Genomic DNA, 15,231 nt, shown 5'->3' on the forward strand with positions numbered 1-15,231 from the left:
TGAGTCCGGGGTAGCTGCAGTGTCGCCTAACGACGATTCTTCTCTACATCTACAACTCACACGTGCCGTGGGACCACTAAAAAGCAAAGTACCCAAAACACTCAGTTCGCTCACGTTCTATATTTGTTTTTGTTGCTGAACGTTTCCTGCAGCTTTTTGTTTTTGTTTTGGCGCTGCGTTGTCACTGTTGTTTTTGTTGTCGTGCGCTTAATAGTTTGCAGTCCGTGTGCCAGTTTTTGGATTTTGTTTATTAACAGCACCTTACGAATTTGTAGGTCATAAGTGTTACCCCGTACCCAACCAAAGTGTTACTCAGGTCACGTTACTTCTACAGGGAGTGTTACCGTGAGGAACAGCGAGGTAACAAATGAGTTTGAGTTCACCCTTTCGAGGGGGTGGATGTCCAGATCGGGTAGCGCCCCGACCTGGAATTCTCAGTTGCCGGAGGATTTTTTTCTGGGAATTCCGAGGCGCTGCCTGCGTTCCCACAGGGATTTCCGGCTGATTCCGAGTTTCTGCGCCAGTTCGGTTTCACTCATGCGGTCCTGGTTTTCCAGGACGAAGTGCTGAAAGTAATCTTCCAGCGACAGATCGTTGCCGGAATCGACATCGCTGGTGCGGGTCTGTTCGTTGTTGCCTTCCACCAGGGTTTCCGGAATGTGCTCGTCACTGACTTCGCTGTCCAGATCAAGCAGTGCCGGCGTGATGACATCGCCATCGCAGAGAATGGTGGCGCGTTCAATGGCATTTTCCAATTCGCGGACGTTGCCGGGCCAGCGGTGGTGTTCCAGGGCGCGCATGGCTTCGGGGCTCAGGTTGAGGTTTGGCTTGCCCATCTTCTCACTCTGTCGCGCCAGGAAGCGCCGGGCCAGGCCGAGGGTGTCACCCGGGCGCTCGCGCAGGGGCGGTATGCGGATCTGCATGACGTTCAGCCGGTAATACAGGTCTTCCCGGAATTCGCCGGTCCGCGTCATGGCTTTCAGGTTCCGGTGAGTCGCGGCAATCATCCGGACGTTGACGGTCTGGCTTTGGGTTGAGCCCACCTTGCGAATCTCGCTTTCCTGCAGCACCCGGAGCAGTCGGGCCTGTGCTTCGGCGGGCAGCTCTCCGATCTCATCCAGGAACAGACTGCCGCCATCGGCGGCTTCGATCAGGCCGGTCCGGGCGGATACCGCACCGGTGAAGGCGCCTTTCTCATGGCCGAACAGCTCGGATTCGATCAGACTTTCGGGGATGGCGGCGCAGTTCACCGAGATCAGCGGCTTCGCGGCCCGGGGGCTGAGAAGGTGGAGCGCCCGGGCGGCCAGCTCCTTGCCGGTGCCGGATTCGCCCTGAATCAGCACCGTGGTCTCCGTGGGTGCGACTTTGCGGATGAGGGTGAAGACCCGTTCCATGGCGTCGCATTGGCCGAACATGATGCTGGCCGGATCACCATTTTCCGGTGCGGAGGACGAACCGCCTTGCCCCTCGGCTTTATCCGAGCTTGAAGGTTGGCGGGCCAGGATATTTTCAACCGCCGCCAGCATTTCATCGTGGTCAAAGGGCTTGGCGATGTAGTCCACCGCGCCCATTTTCATTGAATCCACCGCTGACCGCAGGCTGGCGTAGCTGGTCATGATCAGCACGGGGGTGTTGGGCGCCCGGTTGATCAGTTCGGTGCCAGCGGCGCCCGGTAAGCGCAGGTCGGAGATGATCAGATCATAATGTTCCGGTTCGAAATTCTGCTCGGCCTCTTCTACCGAGCCGGCATCGGAAACCTCGTAACCGGAATGCTGCAACAGCTTTCGTACCGCTGAGCGAATAATGTCTTCATCTTCTACGATCAGAATGCGAGGCATATAAGTTTCATGACCTTTCGTTCTGGCTGATGGGCGTAATGCCGGTTTCCGGTTCGAATGCGGGCAGTCTCAGGCGTACACAGGTCCCCCGGCCGGAGGCGGTCGGGCTTTCCACCTGAACGTTGCCGTAATGTTCTTCCACGATACTGTACACCAGAGACAGGCCAAGCCCTGTACCTTTATTCGGTGCCTTGGTGGTGTAAAACGGCTCGAAGATATGGTCGAGTTGATCATCGGGAATGCCGGAGCCTTCATCGATGACTTCGATAATAGCGGAGTAGCCGTCGCCGTTTCCACTGACCCGGATGGTGCCGCCGTCCGGGGAGGCGTCCCGGGCATTGGCCAGCAGGTTGACGAAAACCTGGACCAGGCGCTGTTCGTCGCCCAGGACCTGGAGGTTGGTCGGGCAATCGTTGATGAAATGGATGCGCAGGCCCTTGTCGCTGAGCGAGAGAAGGTTAATGGATTCGTCCACACATCGGCGGATGGTGACTGGCTCGTAGCGATTGGCCTGGGCATGGTTGCCGGTTCGGGCGAAATTCATCAGTGATTGCAGGATGGTTGAAATCCGGCGGGTCTGTTGTTGAATCTGGTCTGCGGTGTCGAGAATGTCCGGGTTGTCAGTTTCCAGTTTCAGGTTTTGCGCCAGGGAGGAAATGCCGGTCACCGGGTTGCCGATTTCATGGGCCACCCCTGCGGCCAGCCGACCAACAGACGCCAGGCGCTCGCTGTGCATCAGTTCGTCTTCCAGCAAGCGGGTTTCTGTCTGGTCCTCCACCAGAATGATGCTGCCGCCTTCGGGATGATCCGGGCCGCTGAGCGCCGCCTTGTGCAGGTTCAGCCAGTGGGGTTTGCCCCGGAGGTCGAGACGGTGCTTGTAGCGGTGCAGTTCCTCGCCCCGGTTAAAGTCGTCCAGCAGCAGGTGCCAGTGTTCGGGCAGGGCCAGCAGTCGCGCACCGACCACGTCGTCGGCGGTAATGCCGGTCAGGTTCTCCATGGCGTGGTTCCACATCAGGATTTCGCCGTCCTCGCCGACAGAGCAGGCGGGAATAGGGAGGTTTTGCAGGGTCTGGCGGTAATGGCGCCGTAGGTTGTCCAGCTCCCCGGCCAGGCCGGTCAGACGGTTCTGATACTCACCCAGTGCCCGCTCCACATAGCGGATGTCCTGTGCGGTACCGCCTCGGGCCATGGGTTTGAAACCCAGGTGGCGTTTGACCATGTCCCGCGCAACGGAGGGACCCAGCAGGCCGGAGAGGTTGATCTCCACCTGGTCCCGCAGCCGGCGCAATTGGTAGGGGCGGTACTCGACATTCGGCAGCTTCAGTTGCGCCAGTGCCCGCTCCACCTCGCGCTTTGCCACGCCAAAACCCAAGGGTTCGGCCAGTTGGCGGGCGAACTCGGTGGACGATGACGCCAGCAGTTCCCGGCGCTGAGGGCGGGACAGAGCTCCCATTGAACAGGCCTGGGCGGCACTGGCCTCTTCGCCGGTACTGGTGCTCAAAATCGAAATCAGGCCAAACACCGTGACGTTGGCCGTCAGGCTGACAAAGACAAAGATATGCCAGTTGCTGTAATCCGGGATGATCGGGGCATTCAGCAGGGCCAGCAGGTTGGCGGTGTGGGCGAACGGCAGCACCAGCGTGATGATCCAGATCGCCAGACCGGCCACCAGGCCGGCGATCAGTCCGCGGCGATTGCCTTCCGGCCAGTAGATGACGCCGAGCGCGCCGGGCAGTAACTGCAGCATCCCCGAGAGTGAAATGATGCCGAGGATAGAGAGGTCGAGATTCTTGCCCAGGGTTTCGTGGAACAGCAGCGCCAGGAAGATGATGACGGCAATCAGCAGGCGCTTGATCCACTGCAGCCAGCGGTAAATGTCGCCCTGCTCGCGCGGCGTCTTCAGGGGGAGCACGACATGGTTGAGCACCATGCCAGCCAGGGCAAGCGTGCTGACGATCATCAGGCCGCTGGCGGCCGACAGGCCGGCAATGTACATGAGCAGGGTCAGGGCAGGGCTGCCAAGCGCCTGGGCCGTTCCCAGGGTGTAGAAGCTCGGGCCGGTTGCAACGGCCAGTTCCTGGCCGCCCCAGAGGATGAGGGGAACCGGCAGGCCAAGGAGCAACAGGTACAGGGGTAAGCCCCAGCTGGCCTTGGCCAGCGCCTTCGGCGACGGGTTCTCGCTGAACGTCATGTGGTACATGTGGGGCAGAACCAGGGCGGCGGCGAACGACATCAGCATGAGTGCACGCCAACTGCCATCGTCGACATTTAGGGTCATGGTCGTCGCGGGCGAACTGTTGCTGAGCAGCCAGGCATCCAGGCCGTCCATGCCATCGAACACGCTGAACAGGATCACCCCGCCGAGGACTAGCAGAGCGACCAGTTTGACCAGGGAGTCGAAGGCAATGGCCAGTACCAGGCCCTGGTGATTCTCGGAGGTCTGGTCCCGGCGGGCACCAAACAGCATGGCAAACAGCACCACGGTGAGACTGAACATGACACTGATGACGTTGGGTGAGGTGTCCGGTGCGAGAATGCTGGCCGACGTCGTGACGGCCTGTATCTGCATGCTCAGCAGGGCCAGAATGGCGCCGCCGGAACACAGGGTGACCAGGGTGCCTGCCCACTGGCTGCGATAGCGATAGGCGAACAGATCGGCAAGGGAGGTCAGCTGGTAAGCCCGACCGATGCGCAGTACCGGGTTCAGCAGGACCGGTGCCAGCAGGAAAGCACCGCTGATGCCGAGGTAATAGGCAAGGAAGCCGTAGCCGGTCTCCGCGGCCACGCCGACAGCGGCATACACCGCCCAGATGCCGGCGTAGACGCCGAGGCTGAGGGTGTACACCAGTGGATGCCGGACCCAGTTCCGGGGCAGCAGGCCCCGCTCGGTAATCCAGGCGATGCCGAACAGGATAACGAGGTAGAACAGGCTGGCGAAAAGCAGCCCGGCGGCGCTAAAACTCATTGGGGTCCCGTCGCCATTCCAGCCAGAAACCAATAGCAATGAGCCCGGCCCAGATTGCGTAGGGGCTGTACCATGCGTTTCCCGGCGAGGTCCACCAATCGAGGATGTTCGGCGAAAAAATGTAGATGGCCAGGACCAACAGGAAGACCAGACGGTAGATATACATCAGACATGCTGTCCGCACTGAGGTTTGTGAAAGGCTTTATACCATGTCACTTACCTGGATGTCAGGTGGATGGCCGCCCGCCGCCAATGCCTCACACCCCAGTCCAGAATACTTTCGACGCCCCCGCCGGCGAGTGTTTCGGGTGGTTCCTGGCCCAGGGCAATGAGCGCCTGAATCAGGTTCTCCTCCGGTTGGTCGTCATTGAGCGGTGGCGCATGGGTCTGTTTGCTGAGTTTCTGGCCCTGTTCGTTGAGGATCACGGGGATGTGCAGCCAGCCCGGAGGCTCGGCGCCCAGTGCCCGGTATATCTGTTGTTGCTGGGCGGTCATGTCCAGCAGGTCGGATCCGCGCACCACATCGGTGATGCCCTGATCAATGTCGTCCACCACCACCGCCAGCTGATAGGCGTAGAATCCTTCCTTGCGGAGAATGACCGGATCATCCACTTCCGCCGTCACAGTCTGGACCTGGCGGCCAAGAAGCTGGTCCTGCCAGTGGCTCTGTTCGTCTTTGAGGGCGAAGCGAATGGCGAAGGGGCGGTCGCCGGGCGTGATGCGACCGTCACGACAATGATTGGGGTGGCGGCCGCCGTGAAGCTTCAGCTCCTTGCGCGAGCAGACGCAGCGGTAGGCATCGCCATTGGCAATCAGATGCTCGATAGCCGCCTGGTAGGCAGGGTGTCGCCGGGACTGGAAGCGCACGGGCTCGTCGGGCAGGAGTCCATGACTGTCGAGACTGCGCAGTATCTGGCCGGTGGCTTCCGGTGGTTCGCGCAGGGGGTCCAGATCTTCGAGGCGGATGAACCACTGGCCCTGATGCTGGCGAGCTTCGAGGTAACTGGCCAATGCTGCGACAAGGGAACCAAAATGCAGAGGCCCGGTTGGGGAGGGGGCGAAACGACCCCGGTAACGTGGTGTTGTCATGGGTAGTCAGTCAGCCGGCTGCCTGGAAGAGGCCGTGCCGGCTGCTGGCGGTAGCCCGGCTCAGATGCCGGTCTGGCGCTCGCGGATCTCGGCCAGAGTTTTGCAGTCGATGCACAGGGTGGCAGTCGGCCGTGCTTCCAGACGGCGGATGCCGATCTCGACGCCGCACTGATCACAGAAACCATAGTCGTCCTTGTCGATGCGGTCGATGGTCTGATCGATCTTCTTGATCAGTTTGCGCTCGCGATCGCGGGTACGCAGTTCCAGGCTGAATTCCTCTTCCTGGGTTGCGCGGTCGCTGGGATCCGCGTAATTTGCTGCGTCTTCCTGCATGTGGTGCATGGTGCGGTCCACTTCTTCCATCAGCTCCTGCTTCCATTGCAGCAGCAGATTCTTGAAGTGCTCCAGCATTTCGGCACTCATGTACTCTTCACCCTTTTTCATTTCGTAAGGGGTGAAGTTAGTAAAACGTTCGCGTGGTTGTTCTGCAGTGTTTGCCATTGAACCCGGCCTCTTGTTTGTACTTCACAAGAACGGTTTGCTCTCCTCCGCTTGAGCCCCCGTGGCTGAGCGGATGTACCCTGGATAAAGCATTCGTCCTGAAACGGGAATTTGCGGAAAATAGCAGATTAGTCACGGGGGTGCCAGCCTTGTGACAACTACTTTTGTACGGAGATCACATGAACTTTCCAGAACCTTTGGTTGAGGGGCGTCTGATACGCAGATACAAGCGCTTCCTCGCGGACGTGCGCTTGCCGGACGGGAGTGAGGTTACGGCTCATTGCCCGAACACCGGCTCCATGCTCGGGTGTCAGCCGGAGGATGCGAGGGTCTGGTTAAGCCGGAGCGACAATCCGAAGCGCAAGCTGCAGTTCACCTGGGAGCTGGTTGAAACGTCGCCGGGCGTGCTCGCCTGTATCAATACCGCCCGTCCCAATGCCCAGGCCCGTGCGGCGGTGGAGGGTGGCCGTGTCGCGGAACTCACCGGCTACGGCAGCTGCCGGTCAGAAGTGAAATATGGATCGGAGAAGAGCCGGATCGATCTGCTGTTGTCAGGGCACGACAGCGAGCCGGATGCCTGGGTGGAAGTGAAGAACGTTACCCTGTCCGAGGACGGGCAAGGCTTTTTCCCCGACGCAGTGACAACGCGGGGGCAGAAGCACCTGAGAGAGTTGATGGCCCAGGTGGCTGAGGGCGACCGCGCCGTCTTGTTCTTTGTGGTGAACCATACCGGCATTGAGGCCGTGCGCCCGGCCGACCATATCGACCCGACATACGCCCAGTTGTTGCGAGAGGCCTGTGATGCCGGTGTCGAGGTGATTGCCTATCGGGCCAATCTTGCTGGCGAGGATGGTGACCCGACCGGCGCCATGAGCCTGACCGATTCGGTACCGGTCATTCTTGAAATCTGATCTGAATCTCGCCGTTTTCAATCCGTAGATCGAGGGCGGTCAGGGCGTCGCCCTGACAAGGGCCTGCGATGCACTCGCCGGTACCGGGCTTGAACAGGGCCCCGTGGGTGGAGCATTGAATGAACAGCTTGTCGGCATCCATAAACTGGCCGGGCATCCAGTTCAGTTCAATGCCCAGATGAGGACACTGGTTAACGTAGGCCCTAGGTTCATCGCCGTGCAGGAACACGAAACCGGTCAGCGGCATGGTCCCGGGGTCCGCATGCGGGCGCTGGATGCGAAATTCCACAGTCTGTCCTGAGGCCAGTTCACCTTTTTGGCAGACTGGCTGCCAACGATTCGTAGCCTTCGCGGTCGGCACTTCATCCTTTCCCATTCATCCGCCTGCCGGTCAACGCGGGCCGAAACCAAAGTGCTGTCGGATCCGGTCGGCGACCGCCTCGGCCACGTGTTCCTGATCCGTATGCAGGTGGATGGTGTGGCTGCGTTCCTCGGCAGTCAGTGGCTCAAACCAGCTCTGCTGTTCGTCCATTAGCGCCTCGGTTGCCTCCGAGGCATCGTTCGTCCGGTTCCGGATCCATTCCCGGCGCAACGCTTCCGGAGCTTCGCAATGCAGCAGGGCGAACGGCACGGCCTGCTCCTCGGCGATCGCGGCGAACAGGGAACGCTCCCGCTCCTTCAGACAGGCGGCATCGATCACAACCGGCAGGCCGGCGGCGAGCAGGTGGCTGGCAACGTCCGCCAGGCGCTGATAGGTTTTTTCAGTGGCTTCCGGGGTGTAGAGGTTGCCTCCGGTCGGGGATTTGCTGTTAGCCAGTGGCCCCAGACCGTGTATCCGCTTGCGCTCGACATCGGACCGCAGTCGAATCAGTCCCAGTTCGCCGGCCATGGCAGAGCAGACGCAGGATTTGCCGCTGGCCGACAAACCGGTGGTCGCCAGCAGGTAGGGGGTGGGAATGGTGCTGTAATCCTCGGCCAGTTGGGCGTAATCCCGGTAACGCTGCATCAGCCCGGCTTTCTCTCCCTCGCTCAGCGACGGGTTACCCATGGTGAACAGCGCAATCTTGGCCCGGACCATAGCGCGATAGGCCTTGTAGAGCGGCAGCAGCGGCAGTGCTTCGAAATCGTCCCGGTATTCCAGGTAGGTGTTGAGTACCAGATTGGCCAGGGCGTGCTCGCGTCGGGATTCCAGGTCCATCAGCAGAAAGGCCAGATCGTTGATCACATCAATCCAGCGGAACGGCTCATTGAATTCGATGCAGTCGAAGACCGTGACCTTGCCGCCAAACCGTGTGATGTTCGCCAGGTGCAGATCACCGTGACACTCACGAACCAGGCCATTGGCCCGGCGCTGGGCGATCAGGTCGCGATGCCGTTCAAAGGTGGTTTCGGTCCAGGCTGCCAGGTTGTCCAGCTGTGCCAGCAGCTCCTTGTCGTCAATCATCGGACGAATCTGGTCGAAGTTCTCCTGCATGGCAGCGTAAACGGCTTCCGGCGTACCCAGGGGCTTGTCAGTCGGCACCGTGGGTAGCTGGTCGTGGAATTCCGCCACTTGACGGGCCAGGTCCGTCAGCAGGTCCGGTTGCAGGCTACCCTGTTCCTGCAGTCGATCGAACAGCTGGTCCTGGTCGAACTGGCGCATTTTTATGACGTACTCGAACGCCTCTCCGGTTCCCCCAAGCACCGGCTCTTCCGGAGTTCCGGTAATGGGCAGGACTTCCAGGTACAGCGGCTCGGCCAGGCGGCGGTTCAGCCGGAGTTCTTCCTCGCAGAAATGCTTGCGGCGGGCCAGGGTCGAGAAGTCGAGAAATCCGAAATCCATCGGCTTCTTGATCTTGTAGGCATAGTCACCCGTGAGAATAACCTGGGAGATGTGAGTCTCAATGATCTGGAATCCATTGGCCGGATGATCGTAAAGCTCCGGATTCTGCAGTGCCCGAACCAGCATTTCTGGGGATGTTTCGCTCACGGTGTTCTCCTAAAGTTCCCTGAACCCATTGAATTTTTACGGACCCATCATAGCGGCCAGATTACAGAAATAACACACAGTTGGCCTGCCTTTAGGGTGAATGCCTTCGCTATAATCCGGCCATGAAAAAATCTAGCTCATCTTCCAGATCACCCAGGAAATCCCCCCGAAAGTCTCCGAGGAACGGGCGCCGCCCATGGTTCTGGCGGTTTGTCTTTCGCTTCGGTGCCATAGGACTCGTTCTGCTGGCCGGCTGGACAGTCTATCTTGACGCGGTTATCACGTCGCGGTTTGAAGGCCGCCGGTTTGAAGTGCCCTCCCGGGTCTATGCCCGCCCACTGGAACTCTATGACGGCGCTGGCATCAGCTCCGGTGCCCTGGAGCGTGAGCTTCAGCTGTCCGGGTTTCGCAAGGGGGACGGAACCAATGCCGGCACCTATCGCCGCAGCGGCGGGCATTTTGTCATCAGCACCCGAGGGTTTCGTTTTCCGGACGGCAGCGAGCCCAAACGTCGGCTGGCGCTCAATATCTACGGAGACCGGGTAGAGGACTTCTCCGTGCTCAGTGGCGAAGCCTCGCCCATCGTGCGCCTGGAACCGGCTCAGATCGGCGGAATCTACCCGACCCACAAGGAAGACCGCATCCTGGTACAGCTGGAGGAAGTGCCAGCCCTGCTTCCGACTACGCTCATGGCGGTCGAGGACCGAAATTTCTACGACCATTTTGGCATCGCGCCGCTCTCGATAGCTCGTGCCATGCTCGCCAACATCCGTGCCGGCCAGATTGTACAGGGCGGCAGTACGCTGACCCAGCAGCTGGTCAAGAACTTTTTCCTGACCCGGGACCAGACTCTGTTGCGTAAGGGCAACGAAGCTCTGATGTCGATCCTGCTGGAACTACATTACGAGAAGGGCGACATTCTTGAGACCTACCTGAACGAGGTGTATCTGGGGCAGGCAGGGACACGCAGCATCAATGGCTTCGGTCTGGCCAGCCAGTTTTATTTTGGCGAATCCCTGAAAGAGCTGAACGTGCATCAGATTGCCCTGCTGGTGGGCATGGTGAAGGGGCCCAGCTATTACAATCCCCGTCGCCACCCGGACCGCGCCACCGAGCGCCGGAATCTGGTGATCTCGGAGATGGAGGAGGCGGGCCTGATCGACTCCGTGCGGGCGGCTCGCGCCCGGGGCATGCCACTGGGGGTGAGCGCGAAGCCCTCCTACTCGGAGAACCGTTACCCGGCCTACATCGATCTGGTGCGCCGGCACCTGGCGCGGGACTACCGGGAGGAGGATCTTCGGAGTGAAGGGCTGCGCATTTTCACCACCCTGAACCCGGCCATTCAGTACGCGGCCGAGTACGCGGTGACCGACACCCTGCCCAGGCTGGCCAGTGGTGAAATCCGTAAATCGCTGGAGGCCGCGTTGGTGGTCACGGCCAAGGACAGCGGCGAAGTACTGGCGCTGGTGGGCGGACGAGACCCCCAGTTCGCCGGGTTCAACCGGGCCCTGGATGCCAACCGTCCGATCGGTTCACTGATCAAGCCTTTCATCTACCTGTCAGCGCTGGAGCAGCCGGACAGTTACACCCTGATCACCCCGGTGCTGGATAAATCCTTTGCCCTGGAGTTTGACGACGGCCGGCGCTGGGAACCCAAGAATTACGACACCAGGGAGCGTGGCGAGGTTCCGTTGCACGAGGCCCTGTCCCATTCCTACAATCTGCCGGCGGTGCGGGTGGGTCTTGATATCGGTGTGGATGTGGTCAAGGAAACCCTGCAGGCGTTCGGGGTCGCGTCCAGCATCTCCGAGTACCCGTCCATGCTGCTGGGATCCGTTTCCATGAATCCGGTGACCGTGGCGCAGATGTACCAGGGCCTGGCGACATCCGGCTTCAATACACCCTTGCGGACCATTCGTGAGGTCACCGACCCCGGTGGGGAGGCTCTGTCCCGTTACAGCCTGGAGGTTGATCAGGTGGCGGATCCTGCGGCTGTGCATCTGGTGCAGTATGCCATGCAGGAAACCATGCAGGAGGGGACCGGCAGGTCGGCGTACTATACCCTGCCGAAGAAGCTTACCCTGGCGGGTAAGACCGGCACCACCGACGACGGTCGCGATTCCTGGTTCGCAGGTTTCAGTGGCGACCTGCTGGCGGTTGCGTGGGTCGGCCGGGATGACAATGGCCCGACCTCACTCACCGGTGCCAGCGGCGCTTTGCCGGTGTGGTCCCGATTCATGGCCCAGGTTCCACAACACAGCTTCTCACCGGTTGTGCCGGACGGTGTCAATTATCACTGGGTCAACAGTGAGAGGCAGGCGCTGACCGACGAGTACTGCGACAATGCCCGGCTGGTGCCACTGATTGCGGGCAGCGAACCCGCTCAAACGGTGTCGTGTTCTGGTAACCTGCAACGTCGAATTCAAGGCTGGTTTGAAGGATTGTTCCAATGAATACGCGTTTTCTGATATGTGCCGGCTCAATGGCAGCGCTGCTTGCCCTGGCGGGCTGTGCGTCGTCACCGGGCGAGTCGATTTATGTGCCCGCTGGCGGCGAGGCGCCAAAGGCGCCGGAACCACCCCGTACGAGCAGCGAACCGAAGGAGTCGCCGGTCTGGCGAAAAAGCGAACAGCCGGAGGTATCCGAGCCGGCGGAATCCAGCCCGCGCACCAGTTCTCCGAGTTATCGGGATTCTGGTGAAAGCCTGTCGCCGGCAGCGTTGAGCCTGATCCGGGAAGCGGACAGCCTGTTGGCCCGGGGTGATGCTCCCGCGGCTATTGCCCGGTTGGAGCGGGCGCAGCGGATTGCCCCCCGCTCCGCCGAAGTCTACTTCAAGCTTTCCGAAGCCTATGTCGCCAGTAATCAGCTGGGAACGGCGGAACAGTTCACCCTGAAGGGGCTGTCACTGGCTGGCAACGACACGCAAATGCAACGGGCGGGCTGGCTGTTGCTGGCGGATATCCGAAGGGCCCGCGGCAATGTGGCCGGCGCTGATCAGGCCGAGGCGCGAGCGGCGGCGCTCTAACAAAAAAAAGCCCCTGACGGAGCAGGGGCTTTTTTAGCCGAGGCGTATGCCGATTACTGAATCAACGGAATCGGTTCTGCCGTTGTCTCAGTGTTTTCAACCACCGTGACGTTCTGGGTGCCCTGGAACTCCAGCGCATCGTCGGTCTCGTTGTCATCCAGCTGGCAGCTGTAGCTGATGGTGTACTCGCCGGCGGTCAGGAAGGCCGCGGTGTAGGTGTGCAGGCCCTCCAGATCCTCATCTGCGACCGGGACGGCCATCAGCGGGCCGGCCTCTTCACCGTATACATTGATATCGGTCGGCGTCACATCCGCCCCTTCATAAACGTAGACGGAGCCTTCGTAGTCTGATGCGCAATCCTGAGTCTGACTGAGGGTCACGTAGTCCACTTCGCCCGTGATTGAACCCACTTCCAGATTGTTGACCAGACGCAGGGACGGTTTCAGCAGGTAGTCTGCCAGCGATTCGCCCTGCGGGTTCACGATGGATTTTTTCACATCGAAGTCGATGGTGAAGTCGGTGGTGGTGTCTGCAGCCACCAGGAAGTCGCCTTTCAGTTTCAGGCCGCTCTGTTCGCCAGAGGGAACCGCCAGCGTTTTCTGCACATCCGGCTGATCCTTCAGTGTCAGGTACGAATTATCGGTATCCACGAGAAGGCGGAGCTCGGAGTAGGGGCCTGCAGGCACTTCTTCGTCGGTAATCAGTGGCTCGCTGACGCCACCTTGAAGGTCCAGCAGGTTCCAGGTCTTGGTCTCGTCGAACGTGAATTCGACCCATTTACCATCCTGGGGTTTCATGGCAAATCCGGTAAAGGCCACGGTCACGTTGGAGAATTCCGTGGCCGGAGCGTCGGTGACATCGAAGGAAACCGTGCCGGTTGAACCTGAGCCATCGCTACCACCGCCACAGGCGGCAATACCTGCAGCCAGAGCTGAGACGGTGAAAAAACGGATGGAACGCTTCATATAAACCCCCTTGGTTTATTGCTTGGTTTTAGCCGATAAGAATCGCTTGCTAACACTCCCATTCACGATCGCGAAAACCGGGAGGTTCCGCAATTTTTGTTAACATTTGCTCATGGCCCCGTCATCAAAGCCCGTCCGGCGCGTTGGGTGAATGCAGTCGCGGGGTAACTGTTATAAACTGCCTGGCTGAATGAAAACCACGCAGGTAGTACCGGTTTTGGCCCTAATTCCTTTCAGGCTCTCTAAAACCCGGCGTTTCGAAGCGCTTGTGCAGCCCCATCTTGAGGTGATGTACCGCTTTGCCTATCGTTTGGCTGGCCAACAGCAGGATGCCGAGGATCTGGTGCAGGACGTGGTGGTCAAGCTTTATCCCCGGCTTGATGAGTTGGAATCCGTTGACCAGCTCCGCCCTTGGCTGAACCGGGTGCTCTATCGACAGTTTATAGATCAGGTCAGGCGGAAGGGTCGACAGGGTGATCGCCCGCTGAGTGAACTGATGGATGGCGACAGCCACGCCGACTGGATGGATAGCCTGGAGTCGGACGACGAGGGCCCCGACGCACTTCTTGAGCTGGAGCGGTTGGGGCCGGTACTGGATCGGGTTCTGACAACGCTCGCACCGGACCAGCGCACCTTGGTGTTGTTGCACGATGTTGATGGCTGGCGCCAGGAGGACATCGCCGAGGTTCTCGACATTCCGCTGGGGACGGTAAAGTCCCGCCTGCATCGATGCCGCGCGATGCTACGAAAAAAATTGCAGCGGGAGCTGGAACCTATTCCCGGATCCGGGCGTCTAGGTGAGTGAGGTAATGACTATGTCCTGTCGGGAAATTCGTGTAAGCCTCGCCGCTTACAGTAACAATGAGCTTTCTGAAACACGCACCGAAGAGATTGCGCGGCACCTGCGTACCTGTTCGTCGTGTCGGGTCAGGCTGGAGTCGGAGCAGGCTCTGACGGGAGCGCTCCGGCGGCAGGCAGGCATTCCGGCACCGTCCGCGGGTTTCGAAGCCCGGGTGCTGGACGCCGCGACCGGTCGGTCTTCCGGGGCAGGAAGTGGCTGGAGTCATACGGTCCTGGGCGGCGCGGTAGCGGCGGCCCTGGCGCTAGGCATTGGTCTCGGGGTTCTGCTGGATGAAGGCTCGCCGGTCTCAGAGATGCCAGTGGCAGTCAACGAGCAGACCGGCGAGAGTCAGTCCGTGAGTGATCCGGCGGGGATTGGCCAGCCGACAGAACGAACCGTCCGTTTGGCCTTCCGCTCCGGCGAGCCGCTTGAGGACGTCACCCTGACCCTTGAGCTTCCGCCCCACGTGGAGCTTGCCTCTTTGCCAGGGCAGCATGAGCTGAGCTGGAAGGTGAGTCTGGATGCCGGTGAGAATGTCCTGGCGCTGCCGCTCAAGGTCTTGTTCCCCGGTTCCGGGGAGCTGGTGGCCAGGCTCGACACCGGTGATCGCCAGAAAACCTTCCGTGCCGTTATCCCGGATTCCGAGGACGCTATGACTATGAAAGAGGGGCCATCGTCGTGAAGTACCGTAGTTTGGTAACTGCTGTATTGCTGCGCGTTTTTGTCTTGGGCGCGGGATTGACCGTGTCCCTGGGCGTTGCGGCGGCCAATGATCTTGATGTCACCATGCGCATGGTTCTGGATGACGCTGAATTGACGGATTCCGTTGTCCGCGAGATTGAGCTGCCCATGGCAACCCCGTCCGAACTGCAACGGGGTCAGTCTGCGCCGGATCTGGACTCAGCGAAAGAGGCCCGGGACAATGGCCGGGAGTTCGGCCAGTCGGTCGCAGACGACGCGCGTGGCGCCCGGGGGAGTGTTGACTCGGTGCGGGAAAAGCCCGACCTGCCGGACAAAATCAAGGCTCCGGAAAAACCGCAGCGCCCTGAGATTTCCTCTGATGCAAAAGAACGTGCCCAGGATATCCGAGGCAAAACTCCGCCCGGTCTGGACCGTTAATCCAGGCA

Annotated in this window: 14 protein-coding genes; 6 read left to right on the top strand and 8 right to left on the bottom strand. The window is 60.2% G+C overall.

Annotation, left to right across the window (positions count from 1 at the left end; all coding sequences use genetic code 11):
- Positions 1-434 precede the first annotated feature (434 nt).
- Genes KZO34_RS12995 through dksA form a run of 5 tightly spaced genes read right to left on the bottom strand, consistent with a single transcriptional unit; the run spans position 435 to position 6,393 of the window.
- Positions 435-1,838, bottom strand: a complete 1,404-nt coding sequence (locus tag KZO34_RS12995) for a sigma-54-dependent transcriptional regulator (protein WP_219477067.1) — start codon at positions 1,836-1,838, stop codon at positions 435-437.
- A 7-nt stretch (positions 1,839-1,845) separates the two neighbouring features.
- Complete coding sequence (locus KZO34_RS13000) at positions 1,846-4,803, bottom strand: ATP-binding protein (protein ID WP_219477069.1); 2,958 nt, start codon at positions 4,801-4,803, stop codon at positions 1,846-1,848.
- Positions 4,793-4,969 carry a hypothetical protein gene (locus tag KZO34_RS13005; RefSeq protein WP_219477072.1) on the bottom strand — a complete coding sequence of 59 codons (177 nt, stop codon included), beginning with the start codon at positions 4,967-4,969 and terminating at the stop codon, positions 4,793-4,795. The genes KZO34_RS13000 and KZO34_RS13005 overlap by 11 nt, the downstream gene beginning before the upstream one ends.
- Before the next feature lie 50 nt (positions 4,970-5,019).
- Entirely contained in the window at positions 5,020-5,892 is an 873-nt protein-coding gene (gene gluQRS / locus KZO34_RS13010; RefSeq protein WP_219477074.1) for a tRNA glutamyl-Q(34) synthetase GluQRS, read from the bottom strand.
- 60 nt (positions 5,893-5,952) lie between these two features.
- A complete protein-coding gene (gene dksA, locus KZO34_RS13015) occupies positions 5,953-6,393 on the bottom strand; it encodes an RNA polymerase-binding protein DksA (protein ID WP_012139308.1) in 441 nt (146 codons plus the stop codon).
- Between the two features lie 179 nt (positions 6,394-6,572).
- Here dksA and sfsA point away from each other — a divergent pair, with 179 nt between their 5' ends.
- Entirely contained in the window at positions 6,573-7,304 is a 732-nt protein-coding gene (gene sfsA, locus KZO34_RS13020) for a DNA/RNA nuclease SfsA (RefSeq protein ID WP_219477076.1), read from the top strand.
- On the opposite strand, the gene KZO34_RS13025 is transcribed toward sfsA, so the two are convergent.
- Positions 7,288-7,680, bottom strand: a complete 393-nt coding sequence (locus KZO34_RS13025) for a Rieske (2Fe-2S) protein (protein WP_219477078.1) — start codon at positions 7,678-7,680, stop codon at positions 7,288-7,290. The two genes, sfsA and KZO34_RS13025, sit on opposite strands and share 17 nt — an antisense overlap.
- Positions 7,681-7,695: 15 nt before the next feature.
- Positions 7,696-9,252: a bifunctional aminoglycoside phosphotransferase/ATP-binding protein gene (locus tag KZO34_RS13030; RefSeq protein ID WP_257900420.1), complete on the bottom strand. Its 1,557-nt coding sequence runs from the start codon at positions 9,250-9,252 to the stop codon at positions 7,696-7,698.
- A 143-nt stretch (positions 9,253-9,395) separates the two neighbouring features.
- Between KZO34_RS13030 and mrcB the strand changes: the two genes are divergently transcribed.
- Complete coding sequence (mrcB, locus tag KZO34_RS13035) at positions 9,396-11,726, top strand: penicillin-binding protein 1B (RefSeq protein ID WP_219477082.1); 2,331 nt, start codon at positions 9,396-9,398, stop codon at positions 11,724-11,726.
- Complete coding sequence (locus KZO34_RS13040) at positions 11,723-12,298, top strand: tetratricopeptide repeat protein (protein WP_219477084.1); 576 nt, start codon at positions 11,723-11,725, stop codon at positions 12,296-12,298. The genes mrcB and KZO34_RS13040 overlap by 4 nt, the downstream gene beginning before the upstream one ends.
- A 53-nt stretch (positions 12,299-12,351) precedes the next feature.
- Here KZO34_RS13040 and KZO34_RS13045 read toward each other — a convergent pair whose 3' ends face one another.
- Complete coding sequence (locus tag KZO34_RS13045; RefSeq protein ID WP_219477086.1) at positions 12,352-13,263, bottom strand: DUF4382 domain-containing protein; 912 nt, start codon at positions 13,261-13,263, stop codon at positions 12,352-12,354.
- A 217-nt stretch (positions 13,264-13,480) separates the two neighbouring features.
- On the opposite strand from KZO34_RS13045, the gene KZO34_RS13050 reads away from it, so the two are divergent.
- Genes KZO34_RS13050 through KZO34_RS13060 form a run of 3 tightly spaced genes read left to right on the top strand, consistent with a single transcriptional unit; the run spans position 13,481 to position 15,223 of the window.
- The gene (locus KZO34_RS13050) at positions 13,481-14,068 is read left to right on the top strand and encodes an RNA polymerase sigma factor (protein WP_219477088.1); all 588 of its coding nucleotides are present in this window, start codon (positions 13,481-13,483) and stop codon (positions 14,066-14,068) included.
- A gap of 4 nt (positions 14,069-14,072) precedes the next feature.
- The gene (locus KZO34_RS13055; protein ID WP_257900279.1) at positions 14,073-14,786 is read left to right on the top strand and encodes an anti-sigma factor family protein; all 714 of its coding nucleotides are present in this window, start codon (positions 14,073-14,075) and stop codon (positions 14,784-14,786) included.
- Complete coding sequence (locus KZO34_RS13060) at positions 14,783-15,223, top strand: hypothetical protein (protein ID WP_219477090.1); 441 nt, start codon at positions 14,783-14,785, stop codon at positions 15,221-15,223. Before KZO34_RS13055 ends, KZO34_RS13060 begins: the two co-directional genes overlap by 4 nt.
- Positions 15,224-15,231: the final 8 nt, after the last annotated feature.

It is taken from the genome of Marinobacter sp. F4206, from assembly GCF_019392195.1.
Taxonomy (GTDB): domain Bacteria; phylum Pseudomonadota; class Gammaproteobacteria; order Pseudomonadales; family Oleiphilaceae; genus Marinobacter.

Coding starts and splice junctions, on each gene's coding strand:
- gluQRS (WP_219477074.1), bottom strand. CDS start 5,892: ATGACAACACCACGTTACCGGGGTCGTTTCGCCCCCTCCCCAACCGGG.
- KZO34_RS13040 (WP_219477084.1), top strand. CDS start 11,723: ATGAATACGCGTTTTCTGATATGTGCCGGCTCAATGGCAGCGCTGCTT.
- KZO34_RS12995 (WP_219477067.1), bottom strand. CDS start 1,838: ATGCCTCGCATTCTGATCGTAGAAGATGAAGACATTATTCGCTCAGCG.
- KZO34_RS13030 (WP_257900420.1), bottom strand. CDS start 9,252: ATGCTGGTTCGGGCACTGCAGAATCCGGAGCTTTACGATCATCCGGCC.
- KZO34_RS13005 (WP_219477072.1), bottom strand. CDS start 4,969: ATGTATATCTACCGTCTGGTCTTCCTGTTGGTCCTGGCCATCTACATT.
- KZO34_RS13055 (WP_257900279.1), top strand. CDS start 14,073: ATGACTATGTCCTGTCGGGAAATTCGTGTAAGCCTCGCCGCTTACAGT.
- mrcB (WP_219477082.1), top strand. CDS start 9,396: ATGAAAAAATCTAGCTCATCTTCCAGATCACCCAGGAAATCCCCCCGA.
- dksA (WP_012139308.1), bottom strand. CDS start 6,393: ATGGCAAACACTGCAGAACAACCACGCGAACGTTTTACTAACTTCACC.
- sfsA (WP_219477076.1), top strand. CDS start 6,573: ATGAACTTTCCAGAACCTTTGGTTGAGGGGCGTCTGATACGCAGATAC.
- KZO34_RS13025 (WP_219477078.1), bottom strand. CDS start 7,680: ATGGGAAAGGATGAAGTGCCGACCGCGAAGGCTACGAATCGTTGGCAG.
- KZO34_RS13000 (WP_219477069.1), bottom strand. CDS start 4,803: ATGAGTTTTAGCGCCGCCGGGCTGCTTTTCGCCAGCCTGTTCTACCTC.
- KZO34_RS13045 (WP_219477086.1), bottom strand. CDS start 13,263: ATGAAGCGTTCCATCCGTTTTTTCACCGTCTCAGCTCTGGCTGCAGGT.